The organism is Azospirillum sp. OGB3 (assembly GCF_014192915.1).
Lineage (GTDB): Bacteria > Pseudomonadota > Alphaproteobacteria > Azospirillales > Azospirillaceae > Azospirillum.
In genome coordinates, this window is record NZ_JACHYN010000005.1 from 17,458 (window position 1) to 37,384 (window position 19,927).

22 protein-coding genes and 2 pseudogenes are annotated in these 19,927 nt (G+C 65.8%); 7 read left to right on the forward strand and 17 right to left on the reverse strand.

Annotated features, from left to right (window positions below):
• Positions 1 to 194: 194 nt before the first annotated feature.
• Positions 195 to 509 carry a hypothetical protein gene (locus tag FHW79_RS12435; protein ID WP_183179222.1) on the reverse strand — a complete coding sequence of 105 codons (315 nt, stop codon included), beginning with the start codon at positions 507 to 509 and terminating at the stop codon, positions 195 to 197.
• On the opposite strand from FHW79_RS12435, the pseudogene FHW79_RS32630 reads away from it, so the two are divergent.
• Positions 469 to 593: pseudogene (locus FHW79_RS32630) on the forward strand (IS6 family transposase); the annotation flags it as partial. The gene FHW79_RS12435 and the pseudogene FHW79_RS32630 overlap by 41 nt on opposite strands.
• Positions 594 to 806: 213 nt before the next feature.
• On the opposite strand, the gene FHW79_RS12440 reads toward FHW79_RS32630, so the two are convergent.
• The 3 genes from FHW79_RS12440 to FHW79_RS12450 all read right to left on the reverse strand — a co-directional run bounded on the left by FHW79_RS12440 (position 807) and on the right by FHW79_RS12450 (position 4,291).
• Complete coding sequence (locus tag FHW79_RS12440) at positions 807 to 2,588, reverse strand: cytochrome c biogenesis protein DipZ (RefSeq protein WP_247884334.1); 1,782 nt, start codon at positions 2,586 to 2,588, stop codon at positions 807 to 809.
• Between the two features lie 84 nt (positions 2,589 to 2,672).
• A complete protein-coding gene (locus tag FHW79_RS12445) occupies positions 2,673 to 3,722 on the reverse strand; it encodes an alpha/beta hydrolase (RefSeq protein WP_183179223.1) in 1,050 nt (349 codons plus the stop codon).
• A 149-nt stretch (positions 3,723 to 3,871) separates the two neighbouring features.
• Positions 3,872 to 4,291 (reverse strand): organic hydroperoxide resistance protein, encoded by a 420-nt coding sequence (locus FHW79_RS12450; RefSeq protein WP_183179224.1) that lies wholly within the window; start codon positions 4,289 to 4,291, stop codon positions 3,872 to 3,874.
• A gap of 175 nt (positions 4,292 to 4,466) precedes the next feature.
• Here FHW79_RS12450 and FHW79_RS12455 point away from each other — a divergent pair, with 175 nt between their 5' ends.
• Positions 4,467 to 4,916, forward strand: a complete 450-nt coding sequence (locus tag FHW79_RS12455; protein ID WP_183179225.1) for a MarR family transcriptional regulator — start codon at positions 4,467 to 4,469, stop codon at positions 4,914 to 4,916.
• Between the two features lie 10 nt (positions 4,917 to 4,926).
• On the opposite strand, the gene FHW79_RS12460 is transcribed toward FHW79_RS12455, so the two are convergent.
• The gene (locus FHW79_RS12460; RefSeq protein ID WP_183179226.1) at positions 4,927 to 5,853 is read right to left on the reverse strand and encodes a transcriptional regulator GcvA; all 927 of its coding nucleotides are present in this window, start codon (positions 5,851 to 5,853) and stop codon (positions 4,927 to 4,929) included.
• A gap of 240 nt (positions 5,854 to 6,093) precedes the next feature.
• Between FHW79_RS12460 and FHW79_RS12465 the strand changes: the two genes are divergently transcribed.
• Positions 6,094 to 6,804 carry an SDR family oxidoreductase gene (locus FHW79_RS12465; RefSeq protein WP_183179227.1) on the forward strand — a complete coding sequence of 237 codons (711 nt, stop codon included), beginning with the start codon at positions 6,094 to 6,096 and terminating at the stop codon, positions 6,802 to 6,804.
• A gap of 41 nt (positions 6,805 to 6,845) precedes the next feature.
• The gene (locus FHW79_RS12470; RefSeq protein ID WP_183179228.1) at positions 6,846 to 7,082 is read left to right on the forward strand and encodes a 4-oxalocrotonate tautomerase family protein; all 237 of its coding nucleotides are present in this window, start codon (positions 6,846 to 6,848) and stop codon (positions 7,080 to 7,082) included.
• Positions 7,083 to 7,425: 343 nt separating this feature from the next.
• On the opposite strand, the gene FHW79_RS12475 is transcribed toward FHW79_RS12470, so the two are convergent.
• From FHW79_RS12475 to FHW79_RS12490, 4 genes are all read right to left on the reverse strand, one after another.
• Complete coding sequence (locus FHW79_RS12475; protein WP_183179229.1) at positions 7,426 to 8,619, reverse strand: GAF domain-containing protein; 1,194 nt, start codon at positions 8,617 to 8,619, stop codon at positions 7,426 to 7,428.
• Positions 8,616 to 9,185 carry a hypothetical protein gene (locus FHW79_RS12480; RefSeq protein WP_183179230.1) on the reverse strand — a complete coding sequence of 190 codons (570 nt, stop codon included), beginning with the start codon at positions 9,183 to 9,185 and terminating at the stop codon, positions 8,616 to 8,618. The genes FHW79_RS12475 and FHW79_RS12480 overlap by 4 nt, the downstream gene beginning before the upstream one ends.
• A gap of 77 nt (positions 9,186 to 9,262) precedes the next feature.
• Complete coding sequence (locus FHW79_RS12485; protein ID WP_348984131.1) at positions 9,263 to 9,568, reverse strand: hypothetical protein; 306 nt, start codon at positions 9,566 to 9,568, stop codon at positions 9,263 to 9,265.
• Between the two features lie 99 nt (positions 9,569 to 9,667).
• Positions 9,668 to 11,383, reverse strand: a complete 1,716-nt coding sequence (locus FHW79_RS12490) for a sensor histidine kinase (RefSeq protein WP_183179231.1) — start codon at positions 11,381 to 11,383, stop codon at positions 9,668 to 9,670.
• Between the two features lie 907 nt (positions 11,384 to 12,290).
• On the opposite strand from FHW79_RS12490, the gene FHW79_RS12495 reads away from it, so the two are divergent.
• Positions 12,291 to 13,091: a Crp/Fnr family transcriptional regulator gene (locus FHW79_RS12495; protein ID WP_183179232.1), complete on the forward strand. Its 801-nt coding sequence runs from the start codon at positions 12,291 to 12,293 to the stop codon at positions 13,089 to 13,091.
• A gap of 66 nt (positions 13,092 to 13,157) precedes the next feature.
• Here the strand turns inward: FHW79_RS12495 and FHW79_RS12500 are convergent.
• The 8 genes and pseudogenes from FHW79_RS12500 to FHW79_RS12535 form a co-directional block, all read right to left on the reverse strand.
• Positions 13,158 to 13,420: pseudogene (locus FHW79_RS12500) on the reverse strand (alpha/beta hydrolase); the annotation flags it as partial.
• A gap of 384 nt (positions 13,421 to 13,804) precedes the next feature.
• Entirely contained in the window at positions 13,805 to 14,131 is a 327-nt protein-coding gene (locus tag FHW79_RS12505; RefSeq protein WP_183179233.1) for a c-type cytochrome, read from the reverse strand.
• Complete coding sequence (locus tag FHW79_RS12510) at positions 14,128 to 14,499, reverse strand: c-type cytochrome (RefSeq protein ID WP_183179234.1); 372 nt, start codon at positions 14,497 to 14,499, stop codon at positions 14,128 to 14,130. Before FHW79_RS12510 ends, FHW79_RS12505 begins: the two co-directional genes overlap by 4 nt.
• A 463-nt stretch (positions 14,500 to 14,962) precedes the next feature.
• On the reverse strand, positions 14,963 to 15,331 hold the full coding sequence (locus tag FHW79_RS12515) for a cytochrome c family protein (protein ID WP_183179235.1): 369 nt from the start codon (positions 15,329 to 15,331) through the stop codon (positions 14,963 to 14,965).
• 83 nt (positions 15,332 to 15,414) lie between these two features.
• A complete protein-coding gene (locus FHW79_RS12520) occupies positions 15,415 to 16,323 on the reverse strand; it encodes a U32 family peptidase (RefSeq protein WP_183179236.1) in 909 nt (302 codons plus the stop codon).
• Positions 16,324 to 16,335: 12 nt separating this feature from the next.
• Entirely contained in the window at positions 16,336 to 17,334 is a 999-nt protein-coding gene (locus FHW79_RS12525) for a peptidase U32 family protein (RefSeq protein ID WP_183179237.1), read from the reverse strand.
• 4 nt (positions 17,335 to 17,338) lie between these two features.
• Positions 17,339 to 17,968 carry an SCP2 sterol-binding domain-containing protein gene (locus FHW79_RS12530; protein ID WP_247884335.1) on the reverse strand — a complete coding sequence of 210 codons (630 nt, stop codon included), beginning with the start codon at positions 17,966 to 17,968 and terminating at the stop codon, positions 17,339 to 17,341.
• Between the two features lie 149 nt (positions 17,969 to 18,117).
• Entirely contained in the window at positions 18,118 to 18,630 is a 513-nt protein-coding gene (locus tag FHW79_RS12535; protein WP_183179239.1) for a DUF2249 domain-containing protein, read from the reverse strand.
• Between the two features lie 218 nt (positions 18,631 to 18,848).
• Here FHW79_RS12535 and FHW79_RS12540 point away from each other — a divergent pair, with 218 nt between their 5' ends.
• Both FHW79_RS12540 and FHW79_RS12545 read left to right on the forward strand, forming a co-directional pair.
• On the forward strand, positions 18,849 to 19,592 hold the full coding sequence (locus FHW79_RS12540) for a Crp/Fnr family transcriptional regulator (protein ID WP_183179240.1): 744 nt from the start codon (positions 18,849 to 18,851) through the stop codon (positions 19,590 to 19,592).
• Between the two features lie 53 nt (positions 19,593 to 19,645).
• Complete coding sequence (locus FHW79_RS12545; RefSeq protein WP_211108254.1) at positions 19,646 to 19,900, forward strand: DUF1858 domain-containing protein; 255 nt, start codon at positions 19,646 to 19,648, stop codon at positions 19,898 to 19,900.
• The last annotated feature ends 27 nt before the right edge of the window (positions 19,901 to 19,927 follow it).

Sequence of the window (19,927 nt, forward strand, 5' to 3'; positions counted from 1 at the left end):
AAGACGGTGCCGTCGTTGCGGCTCAAGAGGTAGCAATCATGAGGTCATTCATCTGAAAACGCGACCCATGCAGAATCGTTCACCACTGTCCTGGTTGTTTTGCGCAAAATTCGTCCAATATTGCTTCTAAGAGGCGCTGCACGATGGTTGATTTTCCGCCAAGCATAGCGCTCGATGGGTGCCGGACCGCTTACTTATGCCTCCGCCAAGCTCAGTATGCATGCACTGACGAAGATGCACAAAAGGAAGATGTTCTGTGTTTTTCCTCCATGGCGAGGAATTACGCCGAGATGGTGCTGCGCCGCGGGAACATAGTCCAGCGCTGGAAAGCAAAACGATTTCTTAAAAAGGTTCTGCGAGCTTGCGGTGGTGAACACTGAGTTCAATTGGTGGTTCTGTTTCAGCGTTTGCGACAGGGCGGACGTTGCGTAGAACTTCGGCCGGATTGGCGATTCGGGTGACACGGTGATGCGTAGCAGGAAGAGCCCGTTCAAAGGGCGGCGGTTCACGGGGCGGTGATCCTGTGTGCGGTGCGCTGGTATCTGCAGTTCCCGATCAGCGACCGCGACCTTGAGCGGATGCTGGCCGACCGCGGCGGTCTTGGACCGGCAGGTGGAGGTGCTTCTGCAACGAAACGCTGCGGCAGGATCATCAGTTCCTGGTGAAGAAGGCCGCGAGCGGTGACGGCTCGCGGGGGTCGGCGTCATAGACGCAGGGGGCTGCCAGGACCGACAGCCCAAGGACGAGGATGATGGCGAGTTTAATCATGGCGGAAATCTCCTTCAGGATCTCCATCGGCGCGGCGCTCAGCCAAAGGTGAAGGCAAAAGCCGCGACACCCGGATCCAGGAAGCGGACTTCGAACGTGCGCTCCCCGATGTCGCGGCTCTGCCGCACGAGTTGGTACAGACGGGTCTGGGTGACGGTGCCATGCCCTTCGGCGTCGATGTCGGCGCCATGATTCTCGCCCGGCGCCTTGCCGTCGATGGTCACCTCGAAACGGACCGGCTGGCCATCCGCGCCCGGCCCAAGGATCAGGTGCAGGTCACGCGCGCTGAACCGATAGGTGATCCCACCCCCGGCTTGGTTGAGGGTCGCCTGTTCGGCACCGACCGTCCAGTTGCCGGTCAGGCCCCACTGGTTGAGCCTCAGTGGCTTCGTCGTGTAGCTCCGGGCGCGGTCGCCGCCCATTCCTTCCGGTGAGGCGAAGTTCGACGCCTGTTGATAACCGATGTAGGTTTCTGAGGATCGAATGTGGGCAAGGTCCGGCGCGGCCTGGGCGCCCTTGGCGTCGGGCACCACGACGTCGTTGGACGCGCTGCGATCGCCGGCTTCCGCCAGAAGCGCCTGGATGGCCTTTTCGGATTCCTGATAGTTGCCCTCGCCGAACGCGTGGTGCCGGATGCGGCCCTTGGCGTCGATAAAGTACAGCGCCGGCCAATAGCTGTTCCGAAAGGCGCGCCAGACCCTGAAATTGCTGTCGACCGCGACCGGATAGCCGATCTGGAAGTCGGTCAGCGCCTTCCGGATGTTCTGGACGTTTCGTTCGAAGGCGAACTCGGGCGTGTGCACGCCGATCACGACAAGTCCCTGATCCTTGTACTTGTCCGCCCACGCGCGGACATAGGGCAGGGCGCGGATGCAGTTTATGCACGAGTAGGTCCAGAAATTCACCAGGACTACCTTGCCCCGCAGCGCTTCCGTCGACAGCGGCGTCGAATTCAGCCACTCCACCGTTCCGTCGAGCGACGGGAATGTCCCCTCCACCGGGAGGTCGTTCTGTAACGGCTTGCCCGCCGTCCGGGCCACGGCGTTGCTGGCCACCATGCCCAGTTCAAGGTCCTGGCCCAACGCCTGATCCCCCGAACCGAAATTGCCGAGCAGGGCGCGCTCGATCCGGTCGGTGCTGGTGCTCGACAGGTTGGCGAAAAGCCCGGTGTCGAGGCCAAGCCCGATGGCGGCAACCCCCGCGATGACGGCCACGCCAAGGCCCCGGCGAACCCATTCTCCGCAACCGAGCGACCGCTTCAAGGCGGCGAACAGCCGGCCGCCGACCAGCAGCGCCAGCGCCAGCGACGTGGCCGCCCCGGCCGCGTAGGCCAGGAGGAGAAGCGTGGTCTGCAGGTTGGCGCCCTGCAGGGCCGCCCCGGTCAGCACGAGGCCGAGGATCGGCCCGGCACAGGGTGCCCAGAGCAGCCCGGTCGCCACCCCGATCAGGAGCGATCCACCGAAGGTCGGGGCCGGACCGGGCTCGCCCGCCGTATGCAGGATGCGGTTCCCGAAGGCGACGGCCGGCCGTGTCAGGATGCCGGCGACCCGCGGGGAGACCAGCGCCACGCCGAACACGGCCAACAGCGCCAGCGCGACGAAGCGGCCCAGGTCATTGACCTGGACGGCCCAACCGCCGCCGACCGCGGCCAGCGTCGCGACCGCGGCGAAGGTGATGGCCATACCGGCCAGCATCGGCAGAGTGCTCGTGACGAACGGCTTTTCCGCGCGCGCAAACACGAAGGGAAGAGCCGGCAGGATGCATGGGCTGACGATGGTCAGCATGCCCCCGAGGTAGGCAACACCCAGAAGGGTCATCATCGTTTCCTTGGGGCGGAGCGGCAGCCTGTGCCGCTCGCCTCCGGCGAAGAAGGATGGCGGGGGGAACGCGTGCGCCGGAACCGGTCAGAGCTTGGCAACGTCGACGACCGCGTCCACGAAGGCCTGCGGGGCTTCCTGGGGCAGGTTGTGGCCGGTGCCGCCGGCGACGAGCCGGTGCGCGTACTGGCCCGAGAATTTCTTGGCGTAGGCGCCGGCGTCCGGGTGGGGGGCGCCGTTGGCGTCGCCTTCCATGGTGATGGTCGGCACGGCGATCACCGGAGCTGCGGCAAGCCGCTTTTCCAGTTCGTCATACTTCGGTTCGCCCGGAGCCAGGCCAAGCCGCCAGCGGTAATTGTGGATGACGATGGCGACATGGTCGGGGTTGTCGAAGGCCGCCGCGGAGCGGTCGAACGTGGCGTCGTCGAACTCCCACTTCGGCGAGGCGAGCCGCCAGATGAGCTTGGCAAAGTCGTGCCGGTACTGGTCATAGCCGGCACGGCCGCGGTCCGTGGCGAAATAGAACTGATACCACCATTCGAGTTCGGCCTTCGGCGGCAACGGCTTCTTGCCGGCCTCCTGGTTGCCGATGAGGTAGCCGCTGACCGACACCATGGCCTTGGTCCGCTCCGGCCAAAGCGCCGCGACGATGTTGGCGGTCCGCGCCCCCCAATCGAAGCCGGCGAGCGTCGCCTTCTCGATCTTTAGGGCGTCCATCAACGCGATGGTATCGAGGGCGAGCGCCGACGGCTGGCCGTTGCGGAAGGTCTCGCCGGACAGAAACCGCGTCGTGCCATAGCCGCGCAGGTAGGGCACGATCACGCGGTAGCCCGCCGATGCCAGTGCCGGTGCGACGTCGACGAAGCTGTGGATGTCGTAGGGCCAGCCGTGCAGCAGGACGACGACGGGACCATCGGCAGGGCCGGCGTCCACATAGCCGACGTTCAGGACGCCCGCGTCGATCTGCTTCAGCGGACCGAACGGCGTGTCCGTTCCCGGCTTGATGGGGTGCGCCGTCGGCTTCGCTTCGGCGGCCTGTGCGGAGGCTGGCCCGGAGAGGCCGATCTGCGTTGCGGCAAGAGTCATGGCCGCGGTGGCCAGAAAACGGCGGCGGTCGCGGTTGATGGGGTTGGGCATCTGTCTGTCTCCGGTGCGATGGAGCAATGGGGCTGAGAGAGCCATGGAAACGGAAGCGATCAAATCGGATGCGATTGACATCTACGGATCGGTCCACGCGGCAGCGTTCCGATTTGACCGCCTCCGATCCTGGACCGGGAGGCGCGTTCTCAGGCGACGGTGATCGTGACGTCGATGTTGCCGCGCGTCGCAAGGGAATAGGGGCAGGTTCCGTGCGCGGTCTGCACCACGGTTTCGGCGGTTTCGCGGTCGAGCCCCGGCAGGCTGACGTTGAGACGGGCCGCGAGGCCGTAGCCGGTGCCGGTGGTGACGAGATCCACCTCGGCGTTGACCGCGAGGTCGGCCGGAAGTGTGATCTGCATCTTCTGGGCGGCAATGTTCATGGCGCCGATGAAGCACGCCGACCAGCCGGCGGCGAACAACTGCTCCGGATTGGTGCCCCCACCCGACGAACCGGGGGAGGACAGGGCGATGTTCAGGCGGCCGTCGTCACTGCGGGCGGTGCCGTCCCGTCCCCCGGCGGAGGTGCGGGTCCGGCCGGTGTAAATCACTTTGGTCAGCTGGGGCATGGTGGGGTCCTTGCGGGGAAAGCCCTTTATAACGTATCCGATTGTATCGGATACGATTGGAGTCTATGCAGGGAACGCGGGAGAGTCAACCTTCCGATTTCATCGGATGCGAGTTATATAGGCTCCAGGCCCTTCACATTTTCGTGTGCCGGAGAGGATGACGATGACTCCCCCAATGATGCCAGACGACCCGGCGAGCCCCAAACTGGCTGATTTCCTGTGTTTCGCGATCTATTCGGCCAACCTCGCCTACGGGCGGGCCTACCGGCCAATCCTTGAGGAACTCGGCCTTACCTATCTCCAGTACATCACCATCGTGGCGTTGTGGGAGGAAGACAACCTGACGGTCCGGGGGCTGGGTGAAAAACTGTTCCTGGAGTCCAACACGCTCACGCCGATCCTCAAGAAGCTGGAGGCGATGGGCTACGTCACCCGGCAGCGCGATCCGGAGGATGAACGTCAGGTCCGGGTGGGCCTCACCGGCGCCGGCCGCCGCCTGCGCGAGAAGGGCCTGAACATGACCCTCGTCAAGCAGACCGGCCTGCCGCCCGATGAGTTTGCAAAGCTGCAAAAGGCCGTCGCGGACCTGCGCGACACATTGCTGGAGGTGAGCAAAGGGGAGTGACGGCGCCCCGTCACCCCTTTCCGCCGGTTTCCTCCCCGGCCGCTTCCTCGATGATCCAGTCGACGAAGGCGTGGACGTTCGCTCGCGACGCGACCTGGGGCGGATACACGAGGTAATAGCCGAACCCCGCCGGGCAGGACTCCGCAAAGGGGCGGACCAGCCGTCCGGCCGAGAGATCGTCGGCAACGATCAGGCTGCGCCCCAGCAGCACACCATGCCCGTCGACGGCCGCCTGGGTCGCCGTCACCGAGGAATTGAAGCGCAGTCCCCGGTTGAGGTCGACGGCCTGCTCCAGCCCGACCATTTGCAGCCAGACCCGCCATGACGGGATCGGCCCCGCGAAATTGATCGTCTCGTCGTGCAGCAGCGTGTGTTGCCGCAGGTCGGCGACGCTCCGCAACGGAACGGCGCCGGACAGCAGCCGGGGGCTGCACACCGGAAACAGTTCCTCCTCGAACAGCAGCACGCTTTTCAGGCCGGGGTAGGAGCCGGGACCATAGCGGATGACGATGTCCACCTCGTTGGCGGAAAAATCCACCAGCCGCACGTCCGCGTCGATGCGCAGGTCGATGTCGGGGTGGCGCGTCCGAAAATGCTCGATGCGCGGCATCAGCCATTTGGCCGCGAAGGACGGCGACATGCTGACCGTCAGGATGCCGCCCGCGGCCAGCCGCTTGACCTGCCCCATGGCGGCCTCCATCAGGTCGAAGCTGCGCCGCAGGTCCGGCAACAGGATCTGCCCCGCCTCCGTCAGCAGCACGCGCCGGCCGCTGCGCCGGAACAGCGGCACGCCGAGATAATCCTCCAGCGTCCGCACCTGATGGCTGATCGCCGCCGGGGTGACGCGCAGTTCGTCCGCGGCGCGGGCGAAGCTGAGGTGGCGGGCGGCGGCCTCGAAGGCGCGGAACCCGCTGAGGGGCAGCAACGGTCGCGACATCGACAAATCCATCTTGTCGATTCGATGAGGAAAGCTCGTTTGCCGTTCTACGCGTCCTACGGCATTTTTCAACGGGAAAGCGGGGCGGCAAGACAGGGTGGTCGCAAGTTCCGACGCTCCCCCGGCTCTCGCCTCACAACAAAAATTCTCATCGTTTCAATCCACGCCAAGGGGCGTGAAGCGACCCGCGAGTGGCGGGCCATCCAAACACGCCCCTTGTTCGAACCTAAAGGAACCATCATGAGCACGCAAAAGGTTGCGCTGATCACCGGCGCGTCGCAGGGCATCGGTGCGGGTCTGGTGGCGGGCTTCCGCCAGCGCGGTTTCGCCATCGTCGCCAACTCCCGCTCCATCAGGGCCAGCGACGACCCGAACGTCGTGACCGTCGGCGGCGACGTCGCCGACCCGGACACCGCCAAGCGTCTGGTGGAGACCGCCCGTGAACGCTTCGGGCGCATCGACACGCTGGTCAACAACGCCGGCATTTTCATCGCCAAGCCCTTCACCGAATACACCGCGGCCGACTACGCGGCGGTCGTCGCCACCAACCTGACCGGCTTCTTCCATGTGTCCCAGATGGCTGCGGCGCAGATGCTGAACCAGGGCAGCGGACACATCGTCAACATCACCACCACGCTGGTGGAACAGCCGCTGGCCAGCGTGCCCGCAGCGTTGGCTTCCCTGACCAAGGGCGGCTTGGACGCGGTGGTCCGCTCGCTCGCCATCGAATACGCCGGCAAGGGCATCCGTGTGAACGCGGTGTCGCCGGGCATCATCAAGACGCCGATGCACGCCCCGGAAACGCACGAATTCCTGGCCGCTCTGCACCCGGTCGGCCGCCTGGGCGACATTCAGGACATCGTGGACGCGGTGCTCTACCTCGACGCCGCCAACTTCGTCACCGGCGAAACGCTGCATGTCGATGGCGGCCAGCACGCCGGTCGCTGGTAAGGCCCTGGCGGTAACGCCATCAAGTTGGAAAGGAGCACCCGATGCCGTACGTGAACATCCAGATCACCCGCGAGGGCACGAGTCCCGGGGCCACCGGCGCGACGCCGGAGCAGAAGGCGGCCCTGATCAAGGGGGTCAGCGACCTGTTGTTCGAGGTGCTGAACAAGCCGCACGCGGCGACCTTCGTCGTGATCGACGAGGTTCCCATGGAGAACTGGGGCATGGGCGGGTTGCCGGTTGAGGAATACCGTCGCCAGACGGCGGGCAAAACGCCCTGAACCGCCACCCGGCGGTCAACCACGAAAAGGCCCTCTCCCCTTTTGAGGAGAGGGCTGGGGGAGGAGGTTACAGGAGGCCGGCAACACACACCTATTGCTGTGCTTTCTGTTGCCCCCACTTGAGAATTTTCCCCGCCTCAAATGGAGTCTATATCGACCATTTTAGATATTCGCGGACAGTGCTTGGCCTAAAAACTTTCTTGCGACCGAAGCAGGTCCTGAAAGCAACCACGTTTTACCTAGCACGATCCAGGTGGTTGGCTAAAATACTTGTTGTTTGCGCGTCTTTAACATCAAATTTGAAGGACTTGCGCCTTCCTCCGTATGTATTCCCGATGCCCATTCAGCGCTGCGGTGCCGGGAAGAGAATCTCCACCCGGGTGCCGCGTTCGGTGTCTGGCCGCTGGATGGTGCCGTTGATCTGGGCGGCCAGCCTCGTGATCAGCCGCGTGCCCAGATTTCCGGGAAGTGCTTTTCCCTTCATCCCGACGCCGTCGTCCGCTACCACCAGAGTGGCTTCGGCGGTCTCCGGGTCTCGGTGCAGCGTGATCTGTATGGTGCCGGATCCGTCCGGAAAGGCGTACTTCGTAGCGTTTGTGATCAGCTCGTTGACGATCAGCCCCAGTGGCACGGCACGGTCGAGCGGTATCACGACCGACTGCAGGTCGGTTTCGAGGCGGATGTCGACATGCTGCAGGGAGGCGGCGTGGGCCAACCGGCTGATGTAGGCCTCCACCGCCACCACAGCCCCGTCCAAGCGGATGGCCAGGTGTTCGTGCGCCAAGCCGATCGCCATTACCCGGTCCATCAGACCGCGCAGCCGTGCTTTGACGAAGCTGTCGCTGTGCTCGTACTGTTCAAGGAGGAGCATCGAGGCGATGACCGCCAGATTGTTCTTTATGCGGTGCTGCAACTCGTCAAGCCGCAAGGATTGCGCGTCCTGCACCGCCTTGGCTTCTGCTCTGGCAACGGCGGCAGCGGCCGTCGCGGTGGCGTGATCGGCGCTCCGCTCGATCGCTATGCCCAACAGGTTGGCCATGGACAAGAGGAAATGCGCGTCGTCCGCATCGAAACGGCCGGGCTCGGTGCTGTCCATCTCCAGCACGCCCCATAGGGTGCCGCTGCAGATGACGGGCACGTTGACCAGGGAGCGGATCCCATGCCGCTGCAAAAGCGCGGGGATGCGGAACTCGTCGGTGTTTCGCAGATCGTCGACGAAGGTCGGCAGGCGGGTTTGCTGGGTGCGTCCGGCCGGGTTCGTCGCCTCGATGGCGAAGCGGGTGGTGCCAACCGCCTGCGGCGGCCAACCGACGCCGGCGGCCAATTGGAGGTCGCCGTGTACGCTGTCGTAGCGCAGGATCATGCTGTGCTGGACGCCCAGCCCGCGGGCGAGGCGGATGGCGACGAGGGGCAGCAACTGGTCGAACGGGATGTAACTTGCAAGGAGTTGGCTGAAGTCGCGGACGATGTGCTGGTGATGGCGAAGCTTGGCGAGGCTGTCGGCCCCAGGCGACTCTGTCGATCTGTCGGAATTCATGCGTCCGCTACCTGGAAGAGAGGATGTGATAGGAAAGAGAAAACGGGCTCTCCGCCTTTGCCATATACGCACGATAAGGCCGAACGGTTTCCAGCAGAGCAGGGATGTTTTGAGCTAACGTTGGCGTTCCGGGCACCGTAGGCGCGGTTGCAGAGCACCGGCTCCGCGACGACCGTCGCCGTGGTCGGGCCATGCTGAATCAGCTCCATCAGTTCATTGCGGACGATGATCTGTCCTGCTGTCGCCGCGGCGCCGCGTCCGATCCGGTATTGCTCGGCTCCCGGAGCCGGCTGGCCGGCAAGATAACGCAGGACGTCCTGCATCCAGTTCTCCGCCCCGCGCATGAAGTTCATTCCTTGACTGGCGACGGCCGGACGCAGGATCTCCGGGTCCGTCATCGGATGGTTGGAGGGCGCGAACACGTCCAGCCATTGCCGCGCGACGAAAGGCACGATGCGCGCGTGCGTTCGGGAAACACCCGGAATGTCCGTCGTCGACTTGTGGACCGGTTGCTGCGCCACGGTGGGCGGTGGCGCGGCTGCGGGCCGGCGGGTCGGGAAAAGCACCGTCCTAAGGCCCCGGCGCGGGTGCGAGCCGGGGTGGCGGCGGTGCGCTGCCCTTGGCGGCCCGCAAGTCGTCCCTGTCAGGCGATTGTGTGGTGACCATCGCCCTCTCCCTTGCGCACCGCGTCCTTCTCGTGGTGCCGGACGTAATGCGCCAGAACGATCTTCAGGACACCGGCGCGCTTCATGTCCCGGCAGGCCACGGCATGGGCAATGTCATCCTCGATCATGCGGCGGATGGTGCGTTGCCCCTCCGGGGTCTGGTCGAGGTAGGAGCCGAGTTCCGCGGCGACGATCTCCGGCAAATGCTCATGCTCGGCGATGGCGTCGATCTCCTCGCGCGTCAAACCACTCAACCCGATGCAGTCCTCGATCGTGATCATCATGGCGGCCTCCCTGGTCACGGGTGTGACACGAGTCTGGCCGGATCGAGCAGCGTGGACCTTAACCCAGGTTAGCAAGGCCCAACGTCTTCAAATGGGTCTTCAACTGGCTTGTCCTGCGCCTCCCGTGTGAAGAAGCAGCCGCAAGCTGGTTTGCGGCGACGTTGTCCACGCCGACTCCGCGCCAACCTGCTCGGCCAGCATGGCGATCAGTTCGAGGCCGGAGGAGCGCATCCGCTCCGGCGGCAGGCCAACGCCGTTATCGGACAGCCTCAGATGGATCTCCCCGGGCTTTGCCACGAGCAACGCGAGGGTGATCGTTCCGCTTCCCTGTGGGAACGCATGTTTGGCACTGTTGGTGATGAACTCGTTGGCGATCAGCCCCAGTGAGACGGCGGTGTTGTGGTCGACATACACATGGTCGACGCTGGTTCGCAGCGCGATTCCACCGGCAAGGTTGCGTCCATGAAGGGCTACGGCATTGGCGCACAATTCCACAAGATAGTCTCCCAGTTCCACGACGCCGACCTGGCTCGCCTCATACAGACGCGAATGGACAAGGCGCAGCGCCTCGACGCGCCCCTGAAGTTCCTCCAGGATGCGGATGGTTTCTTCGCTCTTGGCTTGGCCGCCTTCCAACGCAAGCAGGCTCAAGATCGCCTGGAGGTCGTTCTTGACCCGATGCTGAAGTTCGCGCATCGACATGATCCGCTGGTCTTCCGCCCGGCGCAGGAGCACGCTGGTGTTCCGCATCGTGTCGTAGACCGAGGCCAATTCCTCCAGGTTGATCGGCGGCGGCGGCGGCAACGCCGCTCCTGGTGTCTGCAGCGCTTCCGCAACCTGCACCAAACCGGTCACCGACCTGGACAGCCGACGGGCGTAGCGCAGCACCAGGAGGGAGGCGCAGCCGAGCGCAAGGACACTGATGGCGGCCGCCGACCACAGCGATCGGCGCAGGGGATCCTCGAACACGGAGGCCGGCGCGGCGAAGGCGACCGCCCATCCCGAAACCTTTGAACGCGAGAAAACGAGCGACAACGGCTCTCCCTCCAAAGCGGGGCCGGTCGCCTGCCCGGTCGGCGCCGTCTGGATCGCCTTCCGAACCCACCCAGGGGCTGGTTTGCCGACGAACTGTTCGGCGGCGCGCGTTCGTGCGACGACGACCCCGTTTCGGTCGATGATCCCAGCCACCCAACCGTCGGGAATCGGCTGCTCTCGAAGGAGGGTCTCCCATTTCGAGGTCGTCACCGCCGCGATGAGCGCGTAACGCTTGCTATCCTTTGCCTGAATGGGCACCAGGACGGCGCCGACATGCTCGTTGGCGATGGGTCCGTACAACAGGCCGGAAATCTGCGGTTGTCCGGTGGTCATCGCTTCGGCCAACTCGGGACCGATGTCGGCAATCGTCGGCACGGATGTTCCGTATGGAACTTTGGTGCTGAACACCACGCTTCCATCGGCATCGCGAAGCGTTACGTGCGACCAGTGGGAATGCTTGTCCTTGACCGCTTGAGCGACGCGATAAAGCCGTTCCGGATCGCCATCCACGACCATCGTCGCGGCAAGCGCCTCCAGGGCCGAGGTGGTGACGAGCAATTGCTGATCGAGAGCCGCCGCGATGGCGCGGACCGTGATGGCCATCTCGGCGGCGGCAAACCGCCGTTGTGTTGCCAGATTCCAGGCGACCAAGCTGATGGCAATGGCCGCCATGGCCGCCATGGCCGTGACCACGACGCTGAGAAGATGGCGGCTGATGTTCCGTCGCGCCAAACCTATCAGGGGCGGAGAGAGCGGTGAGACACTGGTCAAGAGTTGCATCGCCTAACCTCTTGATCATCAAAAGGTTTCCGACTGAATTTTAATATTTAAGTATTTATAATTTTCCAACCAACGCGGGAAATAATTTCATAATACAGAACAGCGTTTTTGCGTAGACGTTTATGGGAAATATGAAGCATGTATTTTGTCATAGTTTAAGCTATTATATTTGGCGCTTATTATGACACTAACTGCGTATGACGCAAAGCTCCTGATGGAATGCCGCCGGACTATTTTGCGGTTATGTTTCATCTCATTGGCACAGGCGTGCCGGATGGTGATCCAGATCAAGTCAATCGGCGGCACAATGAGAGACTGTTGCCGTGATGAGCCCAAGCGTTGAAAGATCGGCGGCGAAAAATCGGCGGCTGCACCTTAGCCCCAGCCGAGTTTTCGATGCCACTTTTTCCTGATGAGAGCGGCGCTCAAGCTTAACCCCGCGCATTGCACAGGAGGCGGCCATGATGCCAACCGGTGACCTTGCGGAAGTCGAGAATCTCCATGCCGAACTCATGAACGCGATCGCCTTGGCCCTGGCGAGCGGCAGGCATCGTGATCAGGATCTGCTGTTCCTTTTTCAATGGGTGCACGAGGTGGGACAGACCGAAGCAATGGACCGCGTCCGGTCCGTTGCAGGCGAGGCGCCGGACCGGACACTGGAGATGAACTGCCAAAGCGTGTTGCGGTCGCTCGTCTGCACACCGGCACACACGCCTCTCGGGATCGCCGCAAAGTGGCGGTCGCATGCGCAATGTTCGATGCTTTCGAAGTGGCTCAGGAGGCGCCGGGAGGTCCTGTGGCGCCCCATGTCATTCTGTCGGCCTTTTTCGACGCCATGGCCCAAGCTCAGCTGCTTCCGCTGGAGCGGCCAAGCCTTTCGCACTGATTCCAGGCTGAGGAGGCGGCCATGCAATCAGACTGCCAGGGGTGCCCGCTGCGACGTGACGGGTTGTGTGCAAGCGTTCCGAATGAACAGTTGCCCAGCTGGGCGGCGATCAAACGCCCGGTCCGCACCATTCGCGCCGGCGCCAGTTTGTTTGTCGAAGGTGACGAAAACGAGATGGTCTACATCGTTCGCCGTGGCTGGGCGCTGGCGTCCATGATGCACGAGAACGGTCGGCGCCAGGTGCTGCGTTTCGTCATGCCGGGAAATCTGATCGGTTTCGAGCGGGCCCCCGACGGTGGCATGCCCTGCACGGTTGAAGCGCTCACCGATCTGATCGTCTGTCCGATGCCACGCCATTCCCTGATGCGCTTTTGCCAACAGGTGCCGAACGTTGCCTTGCGGATGGCATCCTTGCTCGCGGCCGAAACGATCTCCGATTGGCGGCTTCTGGGTGGGCTCGGCACCCGCACCGCCGCGGAGCGGATCGCCCGGCTTCTGCTCGCCCTTTACAATCGGCAACGGCAAAGGGCCGCACCGGACATTTCGGACGTGACGTTGCCGATCAGTCAGGTCCTCATTGCCGATGCCACAGGGCTGACACCGGTCCACGTCTGTCGGACGCTGAAAGAGATGCGGACAGCCGGACTGCTGTCCTTTGCGAAAGGGCACCTGCGTGTGCTCGATTGGATGCGGCTTACGGAACTGGCCGAGATGAGCGATGCCACGGCACCTCAGCCACTATCCAAGCAGGACGCGTCGTTGCCGCTCAAGATCGATGGGAGCGGGACCGGCCGCTACAAGCTTTCCGGATGCCATTCTTGAACCTGTGCAGGGGGGACGGTAATCCCACCATCATTCCGTTGGTCGTCCCGCAGCGCCTCACCGTGATGGGGGCACCGCCCCGATGAGGACAAGCGTGGCGACGCGCCCCCGGCCGTGGCGGGCGACGTAGCGGGTGGCCTCGCCGACCTGGGCGGAACGCTTGTGGCCTCGGCGGTCGTGGGAGATGACGCGGAAGCCCTTGTCCGCGAAGAACAGCATCCGGCTGTCCCGGTCGTCCGCGCTGAGCGGCCAGCCATGGAGAAGGACGATGGGCTGCCCGCTGCGGGGACCCCATCCTTGTAGAAGATCGAAACGCCGTTCACCGGCATGACGCTGACCAAGGCCGTGCACAGCTCAGGGATGCACGCCGCGCCGTCCCGTCGCCGTGCTATGGACCGGAGCGGCGTCGCAATCCTCGCAATCGACCCCGCCGATTCCCGCGGCGCTCAGGTGGTGGCTCAACTCGGTAAGGATCTGCTCGGATGCCGCGAGAGGGCGCGCACCCTGCCGGACAGCGCCTTCAGCACAACATTCCGGCGAGTCATGGGCGTCTCGCTGGCACACTAGCGGATGGAAGCGGATAGACAGGTCGCTTCGGATCACGGGTCCACGATCAAGAGCTGATCCCCCGTCACATGCACTTTCCCAAAGCGGATTGGCTGCTTTCGGGAGAGAGAGTGGCCCGATCGACGATCAGGGAGGAAGAGCCGGACCTAGCGCGCCATCGCTTGCAGATAGGCGATGACGTCATCGGTCTCCGATCGTGTAAGATTCAGGTCGGGCATCGGCGGATGAGGAAAGATCAGCCATTGCCGCAGCCAATTCGGATTGTGGTTTGGATCGCGCGCGATGCTGGACAAGGTCGGCACCGCGTCGGTGCCGCGTACGGCACGGCTGTCCGCATCGCCGTCCGGGATTACGTGGCAGGCGGCGCACCAACGGTCGGCAATGCTTCTGCCGGCTTCCGCGTCCGCCGCCTGGCTCACGTCCGCCATGGGAAACGCCACCACCAGCACCCCCGCGCACAGGCCCGTTTTCATGGCAAGCCTCCCTTCAGGGACATCAGGTAGGCGACGACATCGTCCGTTTCTTCTCTGGACAGGCGGATGTTCGGCATGACGGGGTGGGATGTCTGCAGATAACTGCGCAGAGCCATTTCCGTGATCCCGGGATCGCGCATGCGCTCCACCAAGTCTGGCGCAGCAAGATCCTCCTGCATGGGAGGCGGCTTGGCTGTTGGGGGCTGCGAGACGCGGTGGCATTCGCCGCAGACCTCTTCGACCAGGCGGCGCCCGAAGCCGACTCTGCCCGGCCCGTCGGCCGCGGCGTGCGCGAACGCGGTGACCATCAACGAAGCAATGGTTGCTCCGACCGCTAGTCTGGGCAATCGGCACGGAATGTCGACCATGTCAGGCCTCCCTGTGCCAAAAAGGCTGTTGCAATGGATACAGCGTCTCGCGCCGAAACGGTCGACGGCCCGACGCCAGCGACAAGCCGGAACGTGTCTGCAATGATCCAGTTCATGCTAGGACTTGGGGGCACAGGACGTCCACGCTTCGGACGAGGTATATGGCGGACAGCACTCGAAAGTGCGTAAGACGACAGTGACCTGTCCCGCGTAGCCTTGTCGTAATCCTTCGACCAGCGGACCGCGCGCCTCCCGGCGGACCGGCCGCCCTCTCGTCCGTGGCCATCCTTGAGCGGAAAAAAGCCCACCGGCGAAGAGCCGATGGGCTTGAAGGGGGCAGAAAAACGGGAGGTTACTCGTCCAGCGGGACGCAATCGATCAACGATCGTGCGGTTATCCTAGCGGCTGGTTGCCCTCCCATCCTTGACGGCGGTCAAGCCGTCAAGGAAACGTGCTTATTTCGTCAGCTGTTCTTTTTCAGGAAGGCGATCAAGTCCTTGCGGGCCTGCTCATTCTTCACGCCGGCGAAGGCCATCTTGTTGCCGGGAACGGCGCCCTTCGGGTCCGCCAGATAGGCGTCGAGCGTCGCCTCATCCCAGGCACCGGCGTTCTTCATGGCGTCGGAGTACTTGTAAGCCTCGACGGAGCCGGCCTTGCGGCCGACGACGCCGTGCAGGTTCGGGCCGACGCGGTTGGGGCCGCCGGCCTCGATGGTGTGGCAGGCCTTGCACTGGTTGAACACCTTCTCGCCGGCGGCGGCGTCCTGCGCGGCGGCAAAGCCGGGGGACGACGCAACCAGCCCGAAGGCGAGCAGGGCAAACATGCGCTTCATAGGGGTTTCCTCGTTCAACGGACTCAAAAGTCAGCCGGCCACGCGGGAAGCGACGGTCCGGCGGACATCGGATGGCGGGCGCGTCAGGCGGCCGGGGCGTCGGCGTAGGCCGCACCCGCCATGTTGTGGAAGAAGCCGTTCTCCAGCGGGACCGCGGTCATGCCGCGCAGTTCCGCCATCACGTCCTGTCCGCTGCGCTCGCCGTCCAGAACAGAGCGGAAGGCCGTGGCGACGGCGACCATGTCGAGGTCCTGCGGCGACAGGCGGAAGCGCTGGATGCCCATCGCCCGCAGCCGGTCGATCTCCGCCGCCAGCGCCAGATAGCCGTGCGACAGCGTCTGCGTGCCGTTGACCGACAGGAAGGGCTGGCCGTCGACGGTGCTCACCGGCATGCCGTCCGGATCGTTGGCGCAGACGAACTGGCAGCCGTCCTTGTGCAGCGCGTGCGCCCGCGCGTGGTAGCAGCGGGCGGAGATGGCGAGCGGCGCCCGCCCGAACACCTGCACCTCCATGGACAGGCCGAGCGCCGCCCCCGTCTTCGCCATCATGGCGACGGAGGCGGCGGGAAGCTCCGCCGGCAGCGACACCGCGACGGCGCCGCGCCCGGCCAGCCACGCCAGCGTCGCCTCGTTGTAGCTGTTGATAAAGGGGCCGACGGCGTGGCGGCGTCCCTCCAGCAGGGCCAGCGCGCCCATGTCGTTGGCCTCCACCGGCAGCAGGTCGCTCTCCACGAGGTCGCGCATCGCCGTGCGCTCGCGGTCGCTGCCGACCAGGATCGGGCTGGCGAGCCAGACCTCCTTCCCGGCGGCGGCCAGACGGGCGATCACCTCGTCCATGACCGGGGCGAGGAAGGGCGCGCGCTTGGAGCAGACGATCTCGCCGACGACGACGGCGTCGACCGGCGCCTCGTCGGCGATGCGGGCGTAAAAGTCGCGCCAACGCTCCGCCGGCCAGTTGAACAGGACGGGGCCAAGGGTCAGGGTGGGTTTCATGAACGCAACTCCTCAGCGCCACGCGCGGGTGTAGGCGCCGGTGGTCTGGGCCCCGCCCTCGACCATGGCCTCCAGGTCGAGCGCCGGCACGGGCAGCCCGCGGTCGAACGCGTCCAGCGCCCGGCGGTAGGCGGCGACCACGGCGGCGATGTAGGCCTTGCCGCGCTGGCGCCCTTCGATCTTCAGGGCGCACACCTTGGCGGCCTTCAACTCCGGCAGCAGGGCCAGCGCGTTGAGGCTGGTCGGCTCCTCGAACAGGTAGGCCGGATCGCGGGAGGTGCCGCCGCCGGGCACGAAGCGGCCCTTGCACAGCGTCGGGTAGCCCGCCGGTTCCCCGGCGCCGAAGACGTTGATGGTGAAGCCGCCGAGGCGCGACGCCAGCGCCTCGCCGCGCGGCTCGTAGCGGACATGGCTGGCCGGGGAGCAGACGCCCTGCTTGTTGGGCGACAGCCCGGTCGCGTAGGAGGACAGCGAGCAGCGCCCCTCCGCCATCGGGCAGAGGCCGCCGAAGACGAAGACCTCGGTCTCCACGTCGACCTCGGCGTTCAGCCGGGCGATCTCCGGCACGGTCAGCACGCGGGGCAGCACGACCCGCCGCACGCCGAAGGCCTCGCGGTAGAGCCGGATCGCCTCGGCGTTGGCGGCGGAGGCCTGGACGGACAGGTGGAGCCGCAGCTCCGGATGATGCTTCGCCGCGTAGTCGAGCAGGCCGAGGTCGGCGAGGATGACCGCGTCCGCCTTCAGCCGCGCGGCGTCGTCCACCGCGCGCTGCCAGGGGGCGAGGTTGCCGGCCTGGGGGTAGGTGTTGATGGCGACGAAGACCTGGACCGACCGCGCGTGGGCGTAGGCGATGGCCTCGGCCAGCTCCGGCCGCGAGAAGTTCAGGCCGGGGAAGTTGCGTGCGTTGGTCTCGTCGCGGAAGCCCAGATAGACGGCGTCGGCGCCCGCGTCCACGGCGGCGCGCAGCGCGGCGGGGTTGCCCGCCGGGCAGATCAGTTCGAAGGACCCCATGCCGTTACGCTCCCTGCCGCGGGCCGATGAGCCGCCGCTCCAGCATGGTCATGCCCCAGCGCACCGGCGGCGGGGCGAAACGGCGCGCCGTGGCGAGCAGGTCGAGCGCCCGCCCGGCGTTGCGCCGCGCCACGGGCAGGGCGTGCCGCAGCGGACCGGCCGCGGCGGCGACGTCGCCGAACAGGTCCATCTCCTCGCCGTCCAGCGTGTTGCGGAGCGCCAGGATCAGCGCGGTGTCGCCCTCGATGGAGAGTTCACGGCGGAAGAACAGCGCGTCGCCGTCGATGCGCCCTTCCAGCAGGTCGAGCAACCGCGCGCAGGGGCCGCGCACCGTGGCCTCCGCCTCGGCGGTGCGGTCGCAGACCCGCAGGGCGAGGGTGGGGCCGACGCGGAGCAGCAAGGCGGCGGGCGCGTCCACCGGATCGATGAGCAGGCGGGCGTCGGGCAGCTCGCCGAGGGCGGCGAAGGCGCGCGGGTGGCGCGCCTCCAGAATCCGCAGCAGCCGGTCGAGCAGCAGGCCGCCGGCCCGGTCGCCGAGTCGCCGCGCGAACCCCAGCCCGGCCCGCGTCAGTTGGACTTCGACGTCGCGGGCACGGGTGTCCGGGGCCATCTCCTGGGCCTTATCCTGAGCCATAAAGCCGGGATCGCGCATACGCCTGTCTCCTTCCCTTCGGAATGGTCGTGTGGCGGGCGGAGCCCGCCGGGCTTCGGCAATACAGCCCGGTGGTCATACCATCCTTGATGACGGTCAAGCCCAAGGTCCCGAAACACCGCCTGGGGCGATCAGCCGCACATGCCGCCGCAGCAGGAGCCGGAGCGCCGGGCGACCAGACGCTCGTAAGACAAGTGCAGCTGCCCGGCCGGTGGGATGACCCCCTGCATCAGGTCGAGCACCTGCTCCGCGCTGGTGCCCGGCGGGCAGTCGGTGATCTCGCAGACCAGCCCGCCGTCCGCCACGCCGAGCGGCGTCTCGGCGGCGACCGCGCTCGCGTGCCCACCGCGCCCGATGCGCACCCGCAGGGAGGTCGCCGGCGCGGTCCCGGACTCGGGCCGCCCGATGCGGACCCGCCAGCGCTCCGGCCCGCGCTCCAGATAGGTCCAGCTCACCGCATCGCCGAACAGCGCCTGGACCTGGAGATAGAGCGGTCGCGGGTCATGGTTGTTGACCAGCACGAAGCCGCGGCCCGGCGCCAGATCCTGCGTGGCCTGGAGGATCAGCGGGTGGCGCTGGTGGGGCGGAATGGACTGGACGTCGATGACCGGCTCGGCCGCGGTGGACTGTTCGGCGATCTGCATGGGGGAGGTCCGAAGGGTTGCGATGTGGCGGCAAGCCTAAAGGACCGGTCCTATCGGCTCTTTGTTCCAGGACAAATTGAGACCTTGGTCCCGGCTTCGAGTTTCAAGCGGAGCGCAGGCGGGTTGCGGCGCGGCGCGCGGGCGGTCATCTTGGAAGGCAACCTTTCCGTGACGGCTGCCCGCAAGGGTGGGCGGCACGGCCTTTTGAGGATGGTCCGATGACGCCGCTTTCCCCCGATCCCGCCAGTCTGCGTGGCCTGCGGCTGTTTTCCGGTCTGGACGCGGCGGCCCTGGCCGAGATTGTCCGGTCCGCCCAGACCCGGCGGATCGAGAAGGGAACCACCATCTTTTCCCAGGGCGACCGGGCGGCCCTCTGCCACGCGCTGATCGACGGGCGGGTCAAGATCGTCCAGACCGGGGCCGACGGGCAGCAGCTGGTGGTCCGCTACATCGGCGCGGGGGAGATGTTCGGCACGGCCGCAGTCTTCTCGGGCGGCATCTACCCTGCCGACGCGCTCGCCACGGTCGATTGCGTCGGCGTCCACTGGACCGCCGCCACGATGGGCGAGCTGATGGAGCGCTACCCTCGCATCGCGCTGAACGCCCTGGACATCGTCGGCCGCCGCCTGCAGGAGGTGCAGACCCGCCTGCGCGAGCTGTCCACCGAGCGGGTCGAGCGGCGGGTCGCCCACGCGCTCCTGCGTCTGGTGCGTCAGGCTGGCCGCCGGGTGGGGAACGGCGTCGAGATCGATTTTCCGCTGTCCCGCCAGGACATCGCGGAGATGACCGGGACCACGCTGCACACGGTGAGCCGCATCCTCAGCGGCTGGGAGGGGCAGGGGATCGTCGAGGGCGGGCGCCAGCAGGTGACGATCCGCCAGCCGCACGCCCTGGTCGCCATCGCCGAGGATCTGCCCAAGCCGGAAAAGCCGGACGACGCCTCCAAGCCGGGCGGGAAATAGACGGGGCGGACCCTTCGTTCCGTTTGCGCCGGCGCAAAGAGACGCGCGTTCCGGTGTGCTACGGTGCCGGGATGATCGCCCCGCCATCACACTGCGCCACCGCGGCCTTGCCCTCGTCCTCCGACCTTGTCGAGGATGTGCTGGAGCGCTGGCCGTCGACCATTCCCGTGTTCCTCAAGCACCGGATGGCTTGTCCGGGCTGCCCCATGGCGCGTTTCCAGACGATCGCCGAGGTGGCGGACGACTATGGGCTGGACACCGACGCTCTGCTCGACGAGTTCGCCCGGGCCATCGCGGCCGAGGGGTGAGGCCTTCGCCGCCGGCTCGCCATGGCG

Bases quoted from the DNA above. Each gene is read 5' to 3' on its own strand.
- FHW79_RS12440 (WP_247884334.1), bottom strand. From the start codon at position 2,588: ATGATGACCCTTCTGGGTGTTGCCTACCTCGGGGGCATGCTGACCATC.
- FHW79_RS12445 (WP_183179223.1), bottom strand. From the start codon at position 3,722: ATGCCCAACCCCATCAACCGCGACCGCCGCCGTTTTCTGGCCACCGCG.
- FHW79_RS12450 (WP_183179224.1), bottom strand. From the start codon at position 4,291: ATGCCCCAGCTGACCAAAGTGATTTACACCGGCCGGACCCGCACCTCC.
- FHW79_RS12455 (WP_183179225.1), top strand. From the start codon at position 4,467: ATGATGCCAGACGACCCGGCGAGCCCCAAACTGGCTGATTTCCTGTGT.
- FHW79_RS12460 (WP_183179226.1), bottom strand. From the start codon at position 5,853: ATGTCGCGACCGTTGCTGCCCCTCAGCGGGTTCCGCGCCTTCGAGGCC.
- FHW79_RS12465 (WP_183179227.1), top strand. From the start codon at position 6,094: ATGAGCACGCAAAAGGTTGCGCTGATCACCGGCGCGTCGCAGGGCATC.
- FHW79_RS12470 (WP_183179228.1), top strand. From the start codon at position 6,846: ATGCCGTACGTGAACATCCAGATCACCCGCGAGGGCACGAGTCCCGGG.
- FHW79_RS12475 (WP_183179229.1), bottom strand. From the start codon at position 8,619: ATGAATTCCGACAGATCGACAGAGTCGCCTGGGGCCGACAGCCTCGCC.
- FHW79_RS12485 (WP_348984131.1), bottom strand. From the start codon at position 9,568: ATGATGATCACGATCGAGGACTGCATCGGGTTGAGTGGTTTGACGCGC.
- FHW79_RS12490 (WP_183179231.1), bottom strand. From the start codon at position 11,383: ATGCAACTCTTGACCAGTGTCTCACCGCTCTCTCCGCCCCTGATAGGT.
- FHW79_RS12495 (WP_183179232.1), top strand. From the start codon at position 12,291: ATGCAATCAGACTGCCAGGGGTGCCCGCTGCGACGTGACGGGTTGTGT.
- FHW79_RS12505 (WP_183179233.1), bottom strand. From the start codon at position 14,131: ATGAAAACGGGCCTGTGCGCGGGGGTGCTGGTGGTGGCGTTTCCCATG.
- FHW79_RS12510 (WP_183179234.1), bottom strand. From the start codon at position 14,499: ATGGTCGACATTCCGTGCCGATTGCCCAGACTAGCGGTCGGAGCAACC.
- FHW79_RS12515 (WP_183179235.1), bottom strand. From the start codon at position 15,331: ATGAAGCGCATGTTTGCCCTGCTCGCCTTCGGGCTGGTTGCGTCGTCC.
- FHW79_RS12520 (WP_183179236.1), bottom strand. From the start codon at position 16,323: ATGAAACCCACCCTGACCCTTGGCCCCGTCCTGTTCAACTGGCCGGCG.
- FHW79_RS12525 (WP_183179237.1), bottom strand. From the start codon at position 17,334: ATGGGGTCCTTCGAACTGATCTGCCCGGCGGGCAACCCCGCCGCGCTG.
- FHW79_RS12530 (WP_247884335.1), bottom strand. From the start codon at position 17,968: ATGGCTCAGGATAAGGCCCAGGAGATGGCCCCGGACACCCGTGCCCGC.
- FHW79_RS12535 (WP_183179239.1), bottom strand. From the start codon at position 18,630: ATGCAGATCGCCGAACAGTCCACCGCGGCCGAGCCGGTCATCGACGTC.
- FHW79_RS12540 (WP_183179240.1), top strand. From the start codon at position 18,849: ATGACGCCGCTTTCCCCCGATCCCGCCAGTCTGCGTGGCCTGCGGCTG.